Genomic DNA, 19,182 nt, shown 5'->3' with positions numbered 1-19,182 from the left:
CCTGTCTAGTCGACGAGGGTGGCTTCGGTTTTCGATTTCACTTCGTCCATCGTGACACCCGGCGCCAGTTCGATGACTTTCAGGCCGCCCTCTACCACGTCCATGACGCAGAGATCGGTGATGATCCGGTCGATCACTTTCAGGCCTGTCAGAGGCAGCGTGCATTCCTTCAGAACCTTGGACTCGCCGCGCTTGTTGGCATGATCGGTAATGACCACGACGCGGCCGACACCGGCCACAAGGTCCATCGCGCCGCCCATGCCCTTGACCAGCTTGCCGGGGATCATCCAGTTCGCGAGGTCACCATTCTCGGCCACTTCCATGGCGCCGAGGATCGCCATGGCGATCTTGCCGCCGCGGATCATGCCGAAGCTGGTTGCGCTGTCGAAATAGGCCGATTGCGGAAGCTCCGTGATCGTCTGCTTGCCGGCATTGATCAAATCGGCGTCTTCCTCACCCTCGAAGGGGAATGGCCCCATGCCCAGCATGCCGTTCTCGGATTGCAGCGTGACATTCACACCCTCCGGAATGTGGTTCGCCACCAGCGTCGGAATGCCGATGCCGAGGTTCACATACATGCCGTCTTCAAGTTCCTGTGCGGCCCGCGCCGCCATCTGGTTACGATCCCAAGGCATCAGACTTCCTCCCCTGTTCCAGCTGGCGTATTGCTCGTATCGGACCGCGGCCGCGTGGTGCGCTGTTCAATGCGCTTTTCGAATTCGCCCTGCACCAGGCGATGCACATATATGCCCGGCAGGTGGATCGCGTCAGGGTCCAGTTCGCCCGGCTCGACGATCTCTTCGACTTCCATCACGCAAATCTTGCCACAGGTCGCGGCGGGCAGGTTGAAGTTGCGCGCGGTCTTGCGGAAGATCGCATTGCCGGTCGTGTCGGCCTTCCAGGCTTTCACAATGGCGAGGTCTGCGAAGATCCCCTCTTCCAGGATATAGGTCTCGCCATTGAAGACCTTCTCTTCCTTGCCCTCGGCCACCAGCGTGCCAACGCCCGTCTTGGTGTAGAAGCCCGGAATGCCGGCGCCGCCGGCGCGCATGCGCTCAGCCAGCGTGCCTTGCGGGTTGAATTCCAGCTCCAGCTCGCCGGACAGGTATTGCCGCATGAATTCGGCATTCTCGCCGACATAGGACGAGCACATCTTCTTGACCTGGCGGGTCTGCAGCAACACGCCAAGGCCGAAATCATCCACGCCCGCATTGTTGGAATAGACGGTGAGGTCCCTGGTGCCGGCCTCGCGGATCGCCGCGATGGACAGTTCCGGAATGCCGCACAGGCCGAACCCGCCTGCGGCAATCGTCATGCCGTCGAACAGCACGCCATCCAGCGCGTCTGCGGCCGTCTTGTATATCTTGCTCGCCATGAAGTGCGGGCCTCCCCTTGGATAATGCTGCGGTGCAGCAGGGGTTCTAGACCTGCTCGACCGTTTGTTCAATTGCTCCGAATATCGAATGCCCGGATTTGTCGAGCATTTCCATCCGCACAACATCGCCCGGTGACATGAAGGGGGTCTTGAATTCGCCGGTGGCGATCTTCTCGATCATGCGGATTTCCGCGATGCAGGAATAACCGCGACCGCCTTCGCTGACCGGTTTTCCGGCGCCGCCATCGGCGTCCTTGTTCGACACCGTGCCAGAGCCGATCACCGTGCCGGCTGACAGGGGTCGCGTCTTGGCCGCGTGGGAAACGAGCCGTGCAAGGCTGAAAGTCGCATCTTCGGCGGCTTCGGCGCGTCCGAAAGGCTGGCCATTATAGTCCACATGCAGCGGCAGGTGGACGAGATTGCCCTGCCACGCCTCGCCCAGCTCATCCGGCGTGACCGCAACCGGCGAGAACGCGCTCGGCGGCTTGGACTGGAAGAAGCCGAACCCCTTGGCGAGTTCGCCGGGGATCAGGCCGCGCAGCGACACATCATTGCACAGCATGACCAGTTTGATGTGGTCAGCGGCGTCCGCCTCGCTCGCGCCCATCGGCACGTCGTCGGTGATGACCGCAATCTCCCCTTCCATGTCACAGCCCCAAGCCGTGTCCTTCAAAGAGATTGCATCGCGAGGGCCGAGGAAAGCATCAGAGCCGCCTTGGTACATCAGCGGATCATCATAGAAGCTTTCCGGCACTTCCGCGCCGCGCGCTTTGCGCACCAATTCGACATGATTGATATAGGCCGAGCCGTCCGCCCACTGATAGGCACGCGGCAATGGGCTCTCGCAATCATGCTCATGGAAGCGCGCGGTTGGCACGCTGCCCAGTTCCACCTGCTCGGCCAGCTGTTGCAGCTTCGGGGCATAGACATCCCATTTGTCGAGCGCCGCCTGCAGCGTCGGCGCGATGCCTGCGGCGTCCGTGTAGCGGGTCAAATCCTTTGAGACGACGACAAGACGGCCGTCGCGGGCCCCATTCTTCAGTGTGGCGAGTTTCATGGTTCAGCTTTCGTCTGCGATTTTCTCGTGCAACCAGGCGGCATGGCGCGGCGCCTTCTTGGTCGCGCTCCATTCCTCGATCATCGGCTGGGCAACGTCTTTCAACTGCTTCATCTGTTCTGGCGTACCGATGTCGGCGGCCAGTTCGATGCGGTGGCCATTCGGATCAAAGAAATAGATCGACTTGAAGATGCCATGATGCGTCGGGCCGAGCACGTCGAGCCCCATGCCTTCAAGGTGCGCTTTGGTCGCCATGAGCTCGTCCATGGAGCCGACTCGGAAGGCGATATGCTGCACCCATTGCGGCGTGTTCCGGTCACGGTCCATGTCGGGCTGGGTCGGCAGTTCGAAGAAGGCCAGCACATTGCCATTCCCGGCATCCAGGAAGACATGCATGTACGGATCATGCGCGCCGGTCGACGGCACCTTGTCCTCGGCGATGGCCAACTGGAAATCCATGCCCAGCGCGTCGCGATAGAACTCCACCGTCTCCTTCGCATCCTTGCAGCGATAGGCTACGTGGTGAACGCCTTTCAGGGGGGCGGGAGCCGTCATTACGCGTCCTCCTCTACCTTGAGCGCGCCTCGCTCAATCTGGTCACGTTCCATGCTTTCGAACAAGGCCTTGAAATTGCCCTCGCCGAAGCCGTCCTTGTAGTCACCCTTGCGCTGGATGAACTCGAAGAAGACCGGGCCGATCTGGGCCTGCGCAAAGATCTGCATCAGCAGGCGCGGTTCGCCGCCCTCGGTCGTGCCGTCCAGCAACAGGCCGCGGGCCTTCAGGCCCTCGACGTCTTCACCATGACCCGGCAAGCGCCCGTCCAGCATCTCGTAATAGGCGGCCGGCGGCGCGGTCATGAAGGGCACACCGCGTTCTTTCAGGCGATCATAGCACGCATAGAGATCGTCACAGATCAGCGCGATATGCTGGATGCCTTCGCCATTGTATTCGCGCAGGAATTCTTCGATCTGGCCCTTGCCGCCCTCGCCTTCCTCGTTCAGCGGAATGCGGATCTTCCCGTCCGGCGCCGTCAGCGCCTTGGAGGTCAGGCCGGTATATTCGCCCTTGATGTCGAAATAGCGGATTTCCTGGAAGTTGAAGAGCTTCTCGTAGAAATCTGCCCAATATTTCATCCGGCCACCATAAACATTGTGCGTCAGGTGATCGATCAGCTTGAAGCCTGCGCCGACAGGATTCTTGTCCACGCCCGGCAAATATTCGAAGTCAATGTCATAGATATCCAGATCGTCGCCATAGCGATCAATCAAATAGATAATCGAATTGCCGATGCCGCGAATGCCCGGAATGTGCAGCTCGCTCGGACCCGTATTCACGTTCACCGGCTCGGCGCCCTGCGCCAGCAGATGCTGGTAGGCCTTGCGGGCATCGCGGACGCGAAAGCCCATGCCACAGGCGGACGGGCCATGCTCGCGCGCGAAATACCAGGCCGCGGATTTCGGCTCGTAATTGGTGATGAGGTTGATGCCGCCCTGGCGCCACAGCTCAACATCCTTGGTCCGGTGGCGGGCAATTTTTGTGAAACCGATGAGGTCGAACACCGCTTCCAGCTGGCCTTTTTCAGGCGCGGAAAATTCGATGAACTCGAAACCGTCGAGGCCGGCGGGATTTTCAAACAGGTCTGCCATGGTGCGCTCCAGTCGTAATTCCGGGGGTCAAAACTATTAGTTTCATATGTAACTATTTGACAGGCGGAACGCAACCCTGAATCAGTAAACCATGCCTGATATTGAAAACGTTTCTTTGCTTCGCCTGCGCGAATTCCTGCCCTACCGCCTGTCGGTCCTGTCGAACACGATCTCGACCCGGATCGCGAGTCTCTATGACCGTGAATTCGGCCTCTCGATCTGGCAGTGGCGGGTCATGGCCGTGACCGGCGACCGGCCCGGCATCAGCGCCACCGAAATCGGCCAGTTGACCGCCATGGACAAGGTCGCGGTCAGCCGGGCCATCGCCGCCATGATCCAGATGGGCTATCTGGAGCGCAAGACGTCCGAGACCGATGGCCGGCGCTCGCAGCTCTTCCTGACACCGGCGGGCCGCGACGTGTACGAACTCATCGTGCCGATGGCCCTCGGCGCGGAACAGGAACTCGCCAGCAGCCTGACGGAAGACGAGCAGAAACAACTTGAACGCCTGATGGGCAAGCTCGCCGATGCCGCCTCCCCTGACCGTCCGCTCTGGTAGGTCTCAGGCCAGCGGCCAGAACATCGGAATGACGATCATGGAGGCCGCGAACATCACCAGATTCAGCGGCACGCCAATCTTCAGGAAGTCCGAGAAGCGATACCCGCCCGCACTGTAGACCAGCGTATTGGTCTGGTAGCCGATAGGGGTGGCAAAGCTCGCGCTGGCGGCAAACATCACCGCCACGACGAAGGGGCGTGGATCAATGCCCAGCTGGCTGCCCAGCCCGATGGCGATGGGCGTCAGCAGGATCGCGGCGGCATTGTTGCTCATGATCTCGGTCAGGAAGGATGTGACGAGGTAGAGCACCGCCAGCACGGCCAAGGGTCCGAGCCCGCCGGTCAGGTCGGCAAGCTGCCCCACCAGCAGGCTGGCCACGCCGGTCTTCTCCATTGCCGTGCCGAGGGCCAGCATGCCGAAGATCAGCATCAGGATATCCCAGCGGATCGCGCGATAGGCTTCCTGATGGTCGAGGCATCCCAGCGCCACGACGGACGTTGCCGCAATCAGGGCCAGCGCCGAGATCGGCAACACACCCAGCGCCGCCAGCCCCATCACCGAAACCAGCGCCACAATCGCAATCGGCGCCTTGCCTCGTCTGATGGCGCGTTCGGTGGTCTCGGTGAGATTGTTGAGAATGCCATCATCGAACAATTGCCGCATGCCCCGCGCCGGACCTTCCAGCAGGACTGTATCCCCGACATCGAACCTTATGTCGTCCGTATTCGTGATATTCTCTCCGCGCCGGTGGATCGCCAGCACATAGACGCCATAGAGGCGGGCCAGGCCGAGACCGTTCAACGACCGGCCGATCAACCGCGATTGCGGACCGATCACCCCTTCCATGATGACGGTCTCGCTGGTCTGGATCGGCTCGAACGCAGGTCGCGCATCAGAGGCTGACGCGCCGATGGCGATGCTGCCCGCCTCCTTCAGTGTCAGGACTTCGGACACGGGCGTGCGCAATACGATCCGGTCCCCGGCCTGGATCGAGAGATCGCGCAAATCAGCCCGTAGGGAGAGCCCCTCCCGGAAGACGTCGATCACCTTGAACCCCTTCTCCGCAGAGAAGCCCGTTTCAGAGACCGTCTTGCCGATGAGGGGCGAGCCAAGCGGAATCAGAATCTGCGCCAGGAACCGGCGGTTCTTCGCATTCGGCAACATGTCGACCAGCGACTCGCGCGTCGGTAACAGGAAGGGCGAGGTCAGCGCCAGATAGGCCGCGCCGACCAGCGCCAGGATCGCCCCTGCGCCGGTAATCTCGAACACCCCGAACGGGGCCAGCCCGGCTTCCTGCGCCACGCCGTCCACAAGGATGTTGGTCGATGTACCGATCAGCGTGGTCGTGCCGCCAAAGATCGCGGCGAAGGAGAGCGGGATCAGCAGTTTTGACGGCGCCACGCCAATCGTGCGCGCGAGCTGGATGACCACCGGGATCAGCACGACGACGATCGGCGTATTGTTCATGAGGGCCGACAGGATCATCACGCCCAGCATCATGGCCACCATCGCCACCACGGGCGAAGCTCCACTGGCAAGGCGGGAGACCAGCCGCCCCGCCGCATCAATCACGCCGGTGCGCTCCAGCGCCGCCGACAGCACGAACATGGCGGCAATCGTGATCGGCGCGGAATTGGAGAAAACGGCAAGGGTCTCGGGAACTGACAGGATGCCCGTCAGCAGCAGCGCGCCCATGGCCAGCAAGGCGACCACATCGGACGGCAGGATTTCCCGCACGAAGCCGAAAAACACGATTCCCACCAGCAACAGCACGATGGCAATCTCTACCCCCGGCAGGGCCAGGATATCAGCGGGCATGAGGTCAGCTCCAATGGCAACCGCGCATCCTTACACGACCGCCTATTGTTCCACCACTGAGCTTTTCTCAAGTCAGGCGTCGCCCTCGCCTATCGTGAGCCCCGCCGTCGCATCTTCAGGGACCGTTCCACGAAGGCATCCTCTTCCAGCGTGAACCGCTCGACGAGGCGCGCCAGGAACGCCGACAGCTGGTCGCGCACCTCATAGGGCGCTTCCATGGGCAGGAAATGGGTCGTGCCGCGCACCGCCTTCATCATCATCGCCGGATAGGACAGGATCAGCTTCGCGCGCACCTTGTCGTTAATCACGGACCCACGCGTGGGCCGCAATATGGTCATCGGGATGCGGTGCTTCTTCACGTGGCGCAGCGCATGCCACGGGCGATTGCGCTGGCCGGCAAAGGTGGCCGCCTCCCATTTCGGTTCGCACAAGAGGCGCCAGGTCTGGTCTTCGCTATCTGGCGAATTGTGGTCCGTGCGCTCGATCCCGTCCAACAGATAGTCGGCCAGGAAAGGCGCGCGCCAGGTCTGGAATGCGCCGCGGCCGGTATAGGCTTCCAGCGCTTCGCGAAACGACCCGAATTCGGCGCGGCGTTTCTTGGCCTGGCGGGCCATCGCATTGCGCCGCATGAGGAAGGAAATGGGCGACAGCATATGCTGCCAGAAATAGACTGATTTCGACAGGATCACCGGGTCGGCCAGGACCAGCCCCTTCACGAGGTCCGGCCGCTTGCCCGCCACCAGAAGGGCCACGCAACCGCCCATCGAATGCCCGCCGAGAATCACGCCCTGCGGCGCTTCCTTTTCCAGCCATTCGATCACATCATCCCTGTGGCGCTTCCAGGATTTCATCCGCCCCGGCTTGGCCAGCAGGGTCGAGCGCCCATGTCCGCGCATATCGAGCGCCGCCACACGCTGGCGCAGGCCAAGCGGGGCCAGCAATGACTGATAGGTCATTCCGTTGAATCCGGTCGCGTGCAGCCACACCGCCGAGAAGGGCTTGATGGGATCACCGAATTCTATGCCGGCCATCTCTCCGCCGGCCTTGGCCTCATACGTAAAGCGACGCATCAGCCCCTCGATCCAAAGACGCGACGCAACAGGTCGGTCGTCCGAGCCAGAGGATTCTCACGGATTTTCTGCTCCTCCAGGGCGACGTAATGGAACATGCCATCAAGGCCCAGCGTGACCGCGTGATGGGTCAGATCGTTTTGCAAGGAAGAGGTCACGCCTCCCACGCCATAATTGGTGGCGACCTGCTCAAGAGAGGTGAAGGCGCCGGCCTGCGCAAGCGACGTTTTGACATAGGGCGTGAAGGAGGCACGCAGCTGACTCTCGGTCTTCTCGCGCAGGTAATCGGTTGCGGCCGTGTCGCCGCCATTCAGGATGCGCACCGCATCCTCGATCGTGATCTGGCGGATTGCGCCGATCACCAGCGTCTTGGCTTCCGGCACGGCGGCTTCGGCAGCGCGGTTCATGCGCAGCTCCAGATCATCCAGCGGGCCGCTGGCCCCGACGCGCGACAGGCCGGACTGGATGTCGCGATACGTCTTGGGAAGTGGAATCCGGATCTCGGAATCGCCGAAATACCCATTGGTCTGGCCCAGTTGGGCCGCGACGAGATTGGTGCCCACGGTAAGTGCTTCACGCAGGCCCGCATCGATCTCGGCCTGGGTCAGGGCGCCCTGCCCGCCGGTCTGCTGGCCGATCACCTCTCCCAGGACCCGGCCAAAATCACCGGAACTTCCCGTGGTTGCACAGCCCATCGGTACGGTCAGCAGCGCCATCGCCGCAATCGTCACTCGTCTCATAACCCGGTCCTCCAATACCTCTCCGGGAGGACCGTACTCGACGCCGTGCCCGAATAGAAGCCACGCGAGGACGTATTCCTGTAATGCCTGTCCACCTTACAAGAGTGTCATCTAAAAGGTGTTGACCACGAGTGTAGTCATGTCATACGACTACGCTTGTAGTCCAGAGAGGGGTTCTACACCATGAAGATTTCCGACGCAGAACTTGACGTGATGAGCGTGCTTTGGGAGCAGCCGGGCCTTGCCGCTTCGGATGTCCATGACGCGCTTGGCACGGAAAAGGACTGGACCAGCCGCACCGTCAAGACGCTGCTGGCCCGGCTCGTTGAAAAGGGCGCGCTGCGCACCGAAGAAGACGGCCGGCGCTATCTCTACTTCCCGCTTGTCGAGGAAGGCACCTACAAGGCCGGCGCCGCCCGGCAGTTCGTGGATCAGGTGTTTTCCGGCCGGGCCGCCCCTCTGGTCGCACACCTTGCCGATACACGCGGTCTGACAGCCGACGACATTGCGGAACTCGAAAAGCTCTTGGGGGAGTTGAAGAAATGATTTTCGACCTGAACAGCCTCAATTTCAGCTACGGTGTACAGACAGTTATTGCTGTTTCCGTCCTGATCGCCCTCATCCTCGTTGCACGCAAGCATGTGGCCCGCCAGTTCGGCGCGGGCGTCGCCTATGCTCTCTGGGCCATCCCGCTGGCCCGGCTTGTCCTGCCCCCCCTTTCCATGCCCTCGCCGCTGGCCGGTTTCTTTGCGGTCTTCCAGACCCAGTTGCCTGCCTCGGCCGGGACGACAGAAGTTGCCCCTGCATTCGTTCGCTCACCTGAACCCGTAGGACCCGTAACCCATGTCGTCGGGGCTCCGCCAGTCGCCAGCCCTGTGCACACGGGTCCCCTGCCCGATGCAGCTCATGGTCCTGTGGCCTTCCCCGAATTGACGGAACCGTTGTTCGGCGGATTGTTGCTTGGAACCATCCTGGCCGTATGGATTGGCGGAGCCCTATACATGCTCGCCCGCAGCAGCCTGGCCCATCACAGCTTCATGCGGACCCTGCGCCGGGAAGAAGCCCCCGCCTCGCCCCGGCTCGATGCGCTCGCACAGGATGTCGCCCGGCAGATCGGCCTGAAACGCAAGCCGCGTGTCTCCACCAGCTTCATTTCGTCAGGACCGCTCGTGTCCGGTCTCCTGCGGCCCACCGTGTTGCTCCCGGCCTGGTTCGAGGATGACTACACCCAGCCCCAGCAACGTGCCGCCCTGGCTCACGAGCTGACCCACGTCAAGCGCGGAGACCTCTGGGCGCTGCAGCTATCGGAAATCTTCGTGGCGGCGCTCTGGTTCAATCCCCTGGCCTATCTGGCCCGCCGCGCCTTCCGGACCGACCAGGAAGCGGCCTGTGACAGCGACGTGCTGAAATCCGGTGCCTCCTCGCCGCGCGCCTATGGCGAGACCTTGCTGAAAGCCGTGCAGCTGGCCCTGCCGGAACGCCTGACCGCCGCCGCCAGCCTGCCCCTGACCCACGCCCTGAAGGAAAGAATGATCCGTATGACCACACCCAGCCCCTCCCGCTCACGCCGCCTGGTAGGGGCCGGAGTCTCCGGTCTGCTCGGCAGCGCCGCGCTCATGTCGTCCGCCTTCGTGGCCACGGCCTGCGCCTCCGCCGAAGCCGAAGACAAGGTCGACATGGCTGAACTGGCCGGTGGCGCGCCGGACAGGATGGAAGAAACCTCTTCACATCGCAGCCTCCACTTCAAGAATGGCACATTGTACATTGATGGCGACAAGGTCGAGGACCGGCAGGTCGTCATCATCGGCGATCCTTTCTCGGTCGATGCGATGACGCCGGAACTTGAGCGGGAAATTGAAATCCTGACGTCAAAGATCGAAGCCGAGACAGCCGGAATCGAAACTCTGGTGGCCTCCATGCCGCAAATCGAACTCGCCTTCGAAGGCTTTGACGAAGAGTTGAACCGGAAGATGGAGATGGCCTTCAGCTTCACCGAAGAAACCATGCCGAAATCCGAAGCCGAGTGGGAAGCCTGGGCAGAGAAAGTCGAGGCACAGGCCGAGGAATGGGAAGCCCATGCCGAAGCGATTGCCGAGCGCGCCGAAGCTCATGCAGACGCTTGGGAAACCCGCTTTGAACCCCAGATGGACGCGCTTGAGGCCCGCATCGAAGCCCATGCCGATGCGCTCGAACGCAAGATCGAGATCGCCTATGGCGAGGAATTCGAAGACGACATGGAGCACACCCATATCGTCCTGACCGATCTGGTCGAACAATGCCGCGACGCCAATCTGGCAGAGGGCGAGACCCGTATCCTCGAACAGAGCAGCAGCGAGGACAAGACCAAGGACGTGAAGATTGCCTGCATCAAGGGTGACAAGGACACGCTGAAAGCCAAGGCAACGATCAAATCCGTGATGAAGAGCGACAAGCTCGATGCCGCCGAAAAGAAGGCCTTCAAGAAGCAGATCAACGGTTCGTCCAGCCACACGATCACGATTGAAACCGACACGACTGACGAATAACAGGTCCCGCTCGCGCATTGCACGGAATGCATAGGCGGAGTCCCCCGGCGCAGGTCCCATTGCGCCGGGGCTTTTTTTGCGAGTGAGTCTCGCGCTTTGCGGCAATGGGATGGGCGTCTAGGGTGGACTCCTGAATCGCGCTCCGGAGGATTCCATGAAACGCTTGCTCGCCACGATGACCATTGCCGCCTGCCCGCTCGCTGCCTGTGTCACAGCGCCTGAGCCCTGCACGCAGGAATGGGTCGAGTACAAATCCGATCGCATCCTCGGCGAATTCGCCTCCGAAAATCGCGGCCTGATCAATGATCTGCGGCGCATGACCGATACTGAAGGCGAACTCAACACGTTCGCTACGATGCGGCTGATGTCCCGGACAGACGACCTTCAGAATTTTGCCGACAGTTTCCAGAATGTCGTCATTCCGGAACTGGAATCGGCGCTGATTGAGTGTGGTCAGAGCGACCAGTTCGCTCCTGCGCTCACCAGCTTCCTGCGCGATGAGGGCGTCGACGAGGAAGCCCTGCTATGGGTCGCGCCGATCATCGGCCTGATGCAACAAATGCGCGAAGATGATGTGGGCAACCCGCCGCGAGCCATGTAAGAGCGCGGCCATGAAAACGCTGATCGTTGTCCCCGCCCGCTACGCCTCAACCCGTTTTCCGGGCAAGCCCTTGGTCGAGATTGCCGGCCGGAGCATGGTGAGCCGTGTGGCCGCCATGGCCGCGCGCGCGGCCGCTGAACTGGAAGATGCCGCAAGTGTCGTGGCCACGGATGACGAGCGCATCGCCAGCCATTGCCGGGACCTTGGCATTGAGGTCGTCATGACCGATCCGAACGTCCCGTCCGGCACCGATCGCGCCCTCGCCGCCGTCGATGCGATGGGGGTCACACCAGACGTGGTCGTCAATCTGCAGGGCGACTCGCCGTTCACCCCGCCCGCCCATGTCGTTGCCGTGGCTGAAGCCGCCGCCAAGTCCGGCGCGGATGCGGCCACGCCCTATGTCCGCCTGACCTGGCAGGCGCTGGACGATTTCCGTGCGCACAAGAAGACCACCCCCTTTTCCGGCACGACGCTGGCGCATGACAGTTCAGGCCGCGCGCTCTGGTTCTCCAAGAACCTGATCCCGGCCATCCGCAAGGAAGACGCGCTGCGCCAGCAAGGCGACATGTCTCCGGTCTGCCGCCATATCGGCCTCTATGCCTATCGCCTGCCCGCGCTACGCAAATATGTCAGCCTGCCGGAAGGTCACTACGAGAAACTCGAAGGTCTCGAGCAGCTGCGCTTCCTGGAAAACGGGATGAGCGTGCAATGTGTGGAAGTCGAGCCGGACACGATCGCCATTCCCGGCATTGATGCGCCGGAAGACGTGGTACTCGCCGAGCGCCTGATTGCGGCGCATGGCGATCCGCTGAAGGACTGAACGAGCTATGGCAAGACTGATCATCGTCCGGCACGGAAACACCTTCGACAAGGGCGACACGGTCACCCGTGTGGGCGGACGCACCGACCTTCCCCTGTCCGCATCCGGACTGGCACAGGCTGACGCGCTCGCCCATCATTTCGCAGGCACACGCTTTGTCGCCGCCTTCTGCTCGCCGCTGATGCGTACACGGCAGACCGCACGTGCCATGATCGGCATGCCCACCGGCGCGCCTGCCCTGATCGTCCTGCCTTTCCTGACCGAAGTTGATTACGGCCCCGACGAAAACCAGCCGGAAGACAAGGTCGTGGCACGGATTGGCGTAGCAGCGCTCGAAGCCTGGGAGCGTGATGCCACGCCGCCCGAGGGCTGGCTGGTGAACCCGGACGCGCTCCGCGAGGGCTGGCACGGCCTGCTGGAGCGCGCAGCTAGCCTGGATTCGAAAGACACGGCGCTGGTCGTCACCTCAAATGGCATCGCCCGCTTCCTGCCGGATGTCGTGGATGCCCAGCCGGATGATCTTGACCGCAAGCTGAAGACCGGGGCCTGGGGCGTTGTCGAAATAGACGGCGCCGCGTCGCGCATCACCAGCTGGAACCAGCGCCCCTAGGCGACGTCCCGTGCATTGCTTTCATCGACGAGTTCCCGCGCGCCGGAGATCGGCAGGGTGAACGCCACCGTCGTGCCTTCGCCTTCGATGGAGGACAGGATCATCCGGCCCCCATGCATTTCGGCAAAGGATTTCGTCAGCGCGAGGCCGAGCCCCGTGCCTTCATAATTGCGGTCCTTGGTGCCGGACACCTGCTCGAACGGCGTCGCAAGGCGCGGCAGGTCTTCGGCCGGAATCCCAATGCCTGTATCGGTCACGCCGACATAGATTTCCGGTCCGCGCTGCTCGACCGTGACCGTGATCTTGCCGCCGGCATCCGTGAACTTGATCGCATTCGACACGAGGTTCAGCACCATTTGCCGGATCGCCCTGTGGTCGGCGTCGATCTCCGGCAGGTGCGGCTGGGTGTCGAGTGTGACGGCGATTTCCTTGTCCTCGGCCTTGCGGCGGATCATGCGCACGGCGGCGTCCACCGGATCCACCGGATCAATCGGCTGCGGATCAATCGTCATCTTGCCGGCTTCGATTTTCGCCATGTCCAGAATGTCATTGATCATGTCCAGCAAATGCTGGCCGGACGTCAGGATGTCTTGGGCATAGCCCTTGTAGCGCTGGTCGCCCAGCGGACCGTAGAGCTCATTCGACAGGATTTCCGAGAAGCCATTGATCGCGTTCAGCGGCGTGCGCAGCTCGTGGCTCATATTGGCTAGGAAGGCGGACTTGGTATGGGCCGCATGTTCGGCCTTGGCCTTTTCCTCGGAGTATTTCCGCGACAGTTCGCGCTCGCGCCCTTCGGACCGCTCCAGGTCGAGCGCGGTCTTGTGCATCTTCGCCTTCTGCTTCTTCAGCTCTTCCTCGTTGCGGACATTCTCTGTCACATCCACACCGACGGAGATGAGGCCGCCATCGAGCGTCGAGCGTTCGACCAGCTTGATCCAGCGCTCGGTGTTCAGCTCCAGCAAAGTGGTCTGCGGATCTTCCAGCGACGGGTGTTCGGAGCGCAAGGCCCCTGCCCGCGCAATGTTCACCGTATGATGCGCCATGCCCGGCCGCAGCGTTTCATCCAGCAGGAAATCCGTCGCGAACGCGCGGTTCCAGTAAAGCAGGCGCTTGCGGTTGTCCCACAATGCAAACGGGCCGTTGAACCCTTCAATGGCCGTGCGCAGCCGGCGCTCGGCCGCTTTCACGCGGTCTTCCGCCTGTTTGCGCTCGGTGATGTCCAGGACCACGCCGCCATACACATTGGCGCCGGTGTCGGGATTGGTGGTCACGCTGCCGCGCAATTCCATCCACCGGGCCGGCTGGAAGCTCGTCACGAAACTGGTCTGCACCCAGCCTTCCTTGTAGCCCTTCCGGAAGGCGGCCTGAACGCGCTGCTGGTGCTCGGGATGCACCTGCGGCAGCATTTCATCGATCGTGATCTCGCCATCGCCCAGCATACCCAGCAGTTCGGACGCCGCGTCGCTGAGATAGACGGCGCTGGAATCGTCCGACCACTCCCAATAGCCTGCCCGCACACCCAGCATGACGGGGCTCATGAAGCGATCCGACTCGACCTCCTCCACTGGCTCGACAAAGGGAATTTCCGCCGCGGCCGACAGCCGGTTCATGAGGCCGAGGATGACAAGCAGCGGCGCCGCCAGCAGCAATCCGAAAATGAGGAGCCGGACCAGATCGTCCAGCGTGAACAGGGGCGTGCTCTGACTGGAACAGACCAGCAGCGCGCTGCCCCCCACAGGCGCACACCCTGTGGCGGCCCGGCTGAACAGGCCGAGCGACCGGAACCCCGTTGCGGGCCGCATGCCCCCCGTGCCGGGCAACATCCTGCCCGCACTGAAATGCGTGTCCGTAACGAAAATGCCGGTCCCGGCCTTGCTTGCCGGCAGCCATGTCCCGGTAGGCGCAAGCGCCAGGATGATGGCGTCGTCGGGGGACGCTGTCGCGACAATGAGGTCGCCCTGCCTGGACAGGCCGATCCGGTCACCGCTGGCGAGCATCGCCTCTGCCACGGGCACCGCCGCCGCCAGACGGCTATCGTCCGGCGCGGTCCGGGCATCTTCCAGGGACATGACCACATCGACGCCGGGCGTCGCAGACGCAACCGCCGACCGCGAGGCGCCCGCATCCGAAGTCAGCCGCATGGCCATCTCGGCGGTCCCGGCATGTCCTGCCAGACTGGCAGAAATCGTGCGTGAATTCGCTTCGAGGCCCGCGAGCAGGGTCGCATCCGCCGTCTGGCGCTCTTCCCAGGCCTTCAGGCCCAGGGCGCCGGCCAGCAGGAGGATGATGGCCACAACGGTCCATTTCAGCCGCCGGTTATCGCGTTCGGGGACTCCCGATGCGACGGCATCCGTCTCGGAAGGGATGGCCGACTTGGACAAGGCGTTTCCTGTACCGGTACCTTAGAAAAACAAGGACTAAGCTCTGGTTGTCGGACGTAATCCTTGCCCAAATCTTAACAAAGGTACAGAATTCGTTAACCCAAACATCGGCGGCATCGGCCTAGCCCAGAGCGCGCGAGACAATATCAGCAGAATTCTTTGACAAATCAGATGCTTGCAGACGCCGTAGACAGGCTTCAGCCTCTGCCTTCGCCTTCGGTTCCAGGATGCGCCACTGTTCAAAGGCCGTCAGCAGGCGGGCGCCGAGGGCCGGGTTCACCTTGTCGGCCTTGAGGATGATGTCCTCGACCACCTTGTACCCGGCGCCATCCGGCGCGTGGAAGGCGGCAAGGTTCTGCATGGCAAAGGCCGCCGCCACGGAGCGGACGCGGTTCGGGTTGCGCAAATCGAAATCCGGATGCGCGACCAGCTTGCTGATGGTCTCGGCATCGCCGGTGCCGGCCTGCACGCCGAACCATTTGTCCATGACCAGCGGGTTCGATTTCCAGTCCTGCTCGAAATCGGCGAGGGCGGTGTCCCGCGCCTTGCCTTTCAGTCCGGCCAGCCCGCGCAGGGCGGCCAGCTTCTCGGTCATGTTGGGGGCCGCTTCATAGAGACCCAGCAGGCGTTCGCCCGCTTCCTCACGGCCGGAAGCCGCCAGCAAATTGATCAGGGCCGTGCGCAGCGCGCGTTCGCCCGCCTGCTCTGCCCCCGGATCATAGGGCTCAGGGGACGACTTGGCGAGAATGTCGTCGGCAAAGCCGGACAGCTTCCCGAACAGGGCAGCCTGCAGCTTCTTGCGGGCTGTGTTCAACGCCACCGGATCGGCCGGCTGGCGCTCCAGGAACATTTCGCCGACATCCGGCAGGCGTGTCAGCAGCGCCGCAAAAGCAGGATCATCCACCGCGCCCTGAATGGCGACGGCGACGGCTTCCACCAGCGCATCATCCGGCTCGGTCTGCGAGCCTTCGGACAGGGCCAGGATTTCCTCTTTCACGAGGCTCTGCACGCTGTCCCACTGATTGAACGGATCGGTTTCCAGACGGATCATCGCCAATTGGTCGTCGCGGCTGAGGTCGCGCTTGATGCGCACCGGCGCGGTGAAGTCACGGTTGATCGAGACCAGCGGTCGCTCGGGCCCTTCCGGCAGGTCGAAGGTCATGGTCAGCTCTTCATCTTCCAGAAGGGTGATCCATTCGGCCATGTTCCCCTCTTCGTCGATCAGCGCCATTTCCATCGGGATCAGCAAGGGTTTCTTGTCCGGCTGGCCGGGGGTGGCGGGCGTCTTCTGTTTCAGCGTGACGGCGATCTCGCGCGTTTCCGGGTCCCAGGATTCCTCCATCGTGATCTCGGGGGTGCCGGCCTGCGAATACCAGAGGCGGAACTGGGTGAAGTCCTGTTCGCTGACTTCCTCGAAACAGGCATAGAAATCCTCGATCGTCACCGCCTGGCCGTCATGGCGGTCGAAATAGAGGTCCATCCCCTTGCGATAGGTTTCCTCGCCGAGCATTCGGCGCAACATGCCGATGATCTCGGCGCCCTTCTCGTAGACAGTTGCCGTGTAAAGATTGTCGATGGCGCCATAGGCTTCCGGGCGGACGGAATGGGCGAGCGGGCCGGCATCCTCGGCGAACTGGCGCGCCCGCAGGCGGATGACATCCTTGATGCGCTGCACCGGGCGCGACCGCATGTCGGCGGAGAAGTTCTGGTCACGGAAGACCGTCAGGCCTTCCTTCAGGCAGAGCTGGAACCAGTCGCGGCAGGTGATGCGGTTGCCGGTCCAGTTATGGAAGTATTCATGCGCCACGATGCTTTCAATGGCCTCAAAATCCGCATCGGTCGCCGTGTCTTCATCCGCCAGCACATAGGCGGAGTTGAAGATGTTCAGGCCCTTGTTCTCCATGGCGCCGAAATTGAAATCGCGCACGGCCACAATGTTGAACACGCCGAGATCATATTCCCGGCCATAGGTCTCTTCATCCCATTTCATCGAGCGCTTGAGGCTGTCCATCGCCCAGGCGGCACGGTCGGCATCGCCCTTGTCGACATGGATGGCCAGGTCAATCGTCTTGCCGCTCATCGTCGTGAACTTGTCGGGATAGACATCATAATCGCCGGCGCACAGGGCGAAGAGATAGGCCGGCTTCTTGTGCGGATCATCCCAGACCGCAAAATGGCGGCCATCATCCACATTGCCTGCCTCGCCGGGCGTGCCGTTTGCCAGCAGGATCGGATAGGTTTCCTTGTCCGCTGTCATGCGCACGGTGAAGCGGCTCATCACGTCGGGGCGGTCCGGATAGAAGGTGATGCGGCGGAAGCCGATGGCTTCACACTGGGTGCAGAAGCGGCCCCCCGACATGTAGAGGCCCGACAGCGCCGTGTTCTGGGACGGGGCGATCTCGACCTCGGTGACGAGGGTGAAATCGTCCGGCACATTTGCCAGCGTCAGCCCGGCGGAGGTCAGCGCGACCGCATCATCCGGCACCGGCTTGCCGTCAATCGCAATCGATTTCAAATTCAGCGCTTCGCCATCCAGTTCGAGGGGCGCGTTCGCATCGCCGGTCCGCCGTATCTTCAGATCCGCCCGCACCAGGGTCGCATCCGGATGAAGGTCGAACCTCAGATCCACTTGCTCGATTTCGAAGGGATAGGGTGAATAGTCCGACAATTGAACGGCGACGGGGGCTTCAGTGCGCATGTTTTCTCCGGCAAACAGAATTCCAGTCTTTCAGTTAGGCATTCAGGCTGGCAACGTCGAGGCCTCGTCCCCATGAGCGTGCAGATATTACCGGAAAAGCGAGACCAGATGCCCGGACTGATCCGTCACCCCCTGATACGTCTCCTCGCGGCGGGGGCCGCCATCGGGCTCGCCGCGCTGATTGCCATCTACTCCCTCGTCCCGGCCTCCGAGACCCCTGCCCCGCACCTGTCGGACAAGCTCAAGCATATCGCAGCCTATGCCGCGCTGGCCGCCCCCTTGTCGGTCGCATTCGGGCGGGGCCTGCGCGAAGCCATCCTCGCATTTGGCGTAGCAGCCCTGTTCGGCATCGGGCTTGAGATTGCGCAAATGCTCGGCGATGCTGGCCGCGAAGGGTCTCTGCTGGACGTCGCCGCAAATCTCTGCGGCGCGCTCATCGGACTCTTTATTGTCTGGGGTCTTGGGAGGGCGTGGCCGCTATTCGGCCGCGACGGTGGCTGACTCGGTTTCGGCCGCCTGATCCAATTGGTAGACGAAGCGCAGGATCGACGCGCACCGCTGGGCAGCCTGTTTCAACTCGGCCGGGCAATCATCCGGGTTTTCCTGATAGAAATCGGCAATCTGACGCGCGGTCTGCAACAGGTCCGGCGTGCAGGCGATCATCCGGGCCTGGTGTTCAATACGCTGTGGGTCGCGATCATATTCGCCGCCGGTCACGCGCCAGCCGCCCTGGTCATCCTCATCGGTGACAATCACGGGATACGTCCCGACATCCGTGATGCCGAGACCACCAATGCTCGCGCGCCATTTGGCGCGGCGGCGGGCAATGTGCCAATGCTCCAGCAGCGAGTCATCCTCGTCCGGGCGCAACACATGCGTTTCGGCCGCAAAGCTTTCTTCTGCGGTCAGTTCATGCGCCTGGAAGCTGCGTCCCAACCCGCATTCATAGGTCACACGCAGAGGTTCATCCACGTCCTTGACCCAATGGGGTACGACTTTTTCAACCAGCGCCCATGTTCCGACGGGCTTCACGAAGACGCGCTGCGATTTGTGAAATAACGCTTTGGCCATCAACTGCTCCCGAATTCAGACGCAAATACTGGCATCTGGGTCTTTCAACGCAGTGAAACCGATTGATCAAATTTAACCTACCCGGACGATTTCCCACTAAAAGTGGATTACCGTGTTTCCGTTGGGTGACGGGTTTCCGCGCACGTAAACCGCGCTATTTTCAGCGTCAGTGAAGAAAAAGAGGCCCCACCGGGCCGACAAGGGGAGCGCA

The 19,182-nt window shown here is 62.1% G+C and carries 18 protein-coding genes; 7 read left to right on the top strand and 11 right to left on the bottom strand.

Annotated elements, in window-relative coordinates:
* Positions 1-5: 5 nt before the first annotated feature.
* From V7660_RS13260 to hppD, 5 genes are read right to left on the bottom strand one after another with little or no spacing between them, the layout of a single operon-like run.
* Positions 6-635, bottom strand: a complete 630-nt coding sequence (locus V7660_RS13260) for a CoA transferase subunit B (RefSeq protein WP_335603528.1) — start codon at positions 633-635, stop codon at positions 6-8.
* Complete coding sequence (locus V7660_RS13255) at positions 635-1,375, bottom strand: CoA transferase subunit A (RefSeq protein ID WP_335603527.1); 741 nt, start codon at positions 1,373-1,375, stop codon at positions 635-637. The genes V7660_RS13260 and V7660_RS13255 overlap by 1 nt, the downstream gene beginning before the upstream one ends.
* 46 nt (positions 1,376-1,421) lie before the next feature.
* A complete protein-coding gene (locus V7660_RS13250; protein ID WP_335603526.1) occupies positions 1,422-2,432 on the bottom strand; it encodes a fumarylacetoacetate hydrolase family protein in 1,011 nt (336 codons plus the stop codon).
* Between the two features lie 3 nt (positions 2,433-2,435).
* A complete protein-coding gene (locus V7660_RS13245) occupies positions 2,436-2,987 on the bottom strand; it encodes a VOC family protein (RefSeq protein ID WP_335603525.1) in 552 nt (183 codons plus the stop codon).
* Positions 2,987-4,078, bottom strand: a complete 1,092-nt coding sequence (gene hppD, locus V7660_RS13240; RefSeq protein ID WP_335603524.1) for a 4-hydroxyphenylpyruvate dioxygenase — start codon at positions 4,076-4,078, stop codon at positions 2,987-2,989. Before hppD ends, V7660_RS13245 begins: the two co-directional genes overlap by 1 nt.
* A gap of 91 nt (positions 4,079-4,169) precedes the next feature.
* Here hppD and V7660_RS13235 point away from each other — a divergent pair, with 91 nt between their 5' ends.
* A complete protein-coding gene (locus tag V7660_RS13235; protein WP_290478683.1) occupies positions 4,170-4,637 on the top strand; it encodes a MarR family winged helix-turn-helix transcriptional regulator in 468 nt (155 codons plus the stop codon).
* Positions 4,638-4,640: 3 nt separating this feature from the next.
* Here V7660_RS13235 and V7660_RS13230 read toward each other — a convergent pair whose 3' ends face one another.
* From V7660_RS13230 to V7660_RS13220, 3 genes are all read right to left on the bottom strand, one after another.
* Positions 4,641-6,455, bottom strand: coding sequence for an SLC13 family permease (locus V7660_RS13230; protein WP_335603523.1), 1,815 nt, complete (start codon positions 6,453-6,455; stop codon positions 4,641-4,643).
* Between the two features lie 89 nt (positions 6,456-6,544).
* On the bottom strand, positions 6,545-7,525 hold the full coding sequence (locus V7660_RS13225; RefSeq protein ID WP_335603522.1) for an alpha/beta fold hydrolase: 981 nt from the start codon (positions 7,523-7,525) through the stop codon (positions 6,545-6,547).
* Positions 7,525-8,265, bottom strand: coding sequence for a DUF4197 domain-containing protein (locus V7660_RS13220; protein ID WP_335603521.1), 741 nt, complete (start codon positions 8,263-8,265; stop codon positions 7,525-7,527). The genes V7660_RS13225 and V7660_RS13220 overlap by 1 nt, the downstream gene beginning before the upstream one ends.
* A 183-nt stretch (positions 8,266-8,448) precedes the next feature.
* Here V7660_RS13220 and V7660_RS13215 point away from each other — a divergent pair, with 183 nt between their 5' ends.
* The 5 genes from V7660_RS13215 to V7660_RS13195 all read left to right on the top strand — a co-directional run bounded on the left by V7660_RS13215 (position 8,449) and on the right by V7660_RS13195 (position 12,821).
* Complete coding sequence (locus V7660_RS13215; RefSeq protein WP_335603520.1) at positions 8,449-8,811, top strand: BlaI/MecI/CopY family transcriptional regulator; 363 nt, start codon at positions 8,449-8,451, stop codon at positions 8,809-8,811.
* Positions 8,808-10,790: a M56 family metallopeptidase gene (locus V7660_RS13210; RefSeq protein ID WP_335603519.1), complete on the top strand. Its 1,983-nt coding sequence runs from the start codon at positions 8,808-8,810 to the stop codon at positions 10,788-10,790. The genes V7660_RS13215 and V7660_RS13210 overlap by 4 nt, the downstream gene beginning before the upstream one ends.
* A gap of 154 nt (positions 10,791-10,944) precedes the next feature.
* Positions 10,945-11,391 (top strand): hypothetical protein, encoded by a 447-nt coding sequence (locus V7660_RS13205; RefSeq protein WP_335603518.1) that lies wholly within the window; start codon positions 10,945-10,947, stop codon positions 11,389-11,391.
* Between the two features lie 10 nt (positions 11,392-11,401).
* Positions 11,402-12,211 (top strand): 3-deoxy-manno-octulosonate cytidylyltransferase, encoded by an 810-nt coding sequence (gene kdsB, locus V7660_RS13200; RefSeq protein WP_335603517.1) that lies wholly within the window; start codon positions 11,402-11,404, stop codon positions 12,209-12,211.
* Between the two features lie 7 nt (positions 12,212-12,218).
* Positions 12,219-12,821 carry a histidine phosphatase family protein gene (locus V7660_RS13195; protein ID WP_335603516.1) on the top strand — a complete coding sequence of 201 codons (603 nt, stop codon included), beginning with the start codon at positions 12,219-12,221 and terminating at the stop codon, positions 12,819-12,821.
* Here the strand turns inward: V7660_RS13195 and V7660_RS13190 are convergent.
* Both V7660_RS13190 and pepN read right to left on the bottom strand, forming a co-directional pair.
* Positions 12,818-15,202 carry a PAS domain-containing sensor histidine kinase gene (locus tag V7660_RS13190; RefSeq protein ID WP_335603515.1) on the bottom strand — a complete coding sequence of 795 codons (2,385 nt, stop codon included), beginning with the start codon at positions 15,200-15,202 and terminating at the stop codon, positions 12,818-12,820. The two genes, V7660_RS13195 and V7660_RS13190, sit on opposite strands and share 4 nt — an antisense overlap.
* Positions 15,203-15,323: 121 nt before the next feature.
* Positions 15,324-17,900: an aminopeptidase N gene (gene pepN / locus V7660_RS13185; RefSeq protein ID WP_335603514.1), complete on the bottom strand. Its 2,577-nt coding sequence runs from the start codon at positions 17,898-17,900 to the stop codon at positions 15,324-15,326.
* 72 nt (positions 17,901-17,972) lie between these two features.
* Here pepN and V7660_RS13180 point away from each other — a divergent pair, with 72 nt between their 5' ends.
* Positions 17,973-18,401, top strand: coding sequence for a VanZ family protein (locus V7660_RS13180; protein WP_335603513.1), 429 nt, complete (start codon positions 17,973-17,975; stop codon positions 18,399-18,401).
* Here the strand turns inward: V7660_RS13180 and V7660_RS13175 are convergent.
* Positions 18,378-18,971, bottom strand: coding sequence for a hypothetical protein (locus V7660_RS13175; RefSeq protein ID WP_335603512.1), 594 nt, complete (start codon positions 18,969-18,971; stop codon positions 18,378-18,380). The two genes, V7660_RS13180 and V7660_RS13175, sit on opposite strands and share 24 nt — an antisense overlap.
* Positions 18,972-19,182: the final 211 nt, after the last annotated feature.

The sequence above is a fragment of the Hyphomonas sp. genome (assembly GCF_036964145.1).
Classification (GTDB): domain Bacteria; phylum Pseudomonadota; class Alphaproteobacteria; order Caulobacterales; family Hyphomonadaceae; genus Hyphomonas.
The sequence above is the reverse complement of the archived record's forward strand: the minus strand, read 5'-3'. Positions and strand labels throughout refer to the sequence as shown.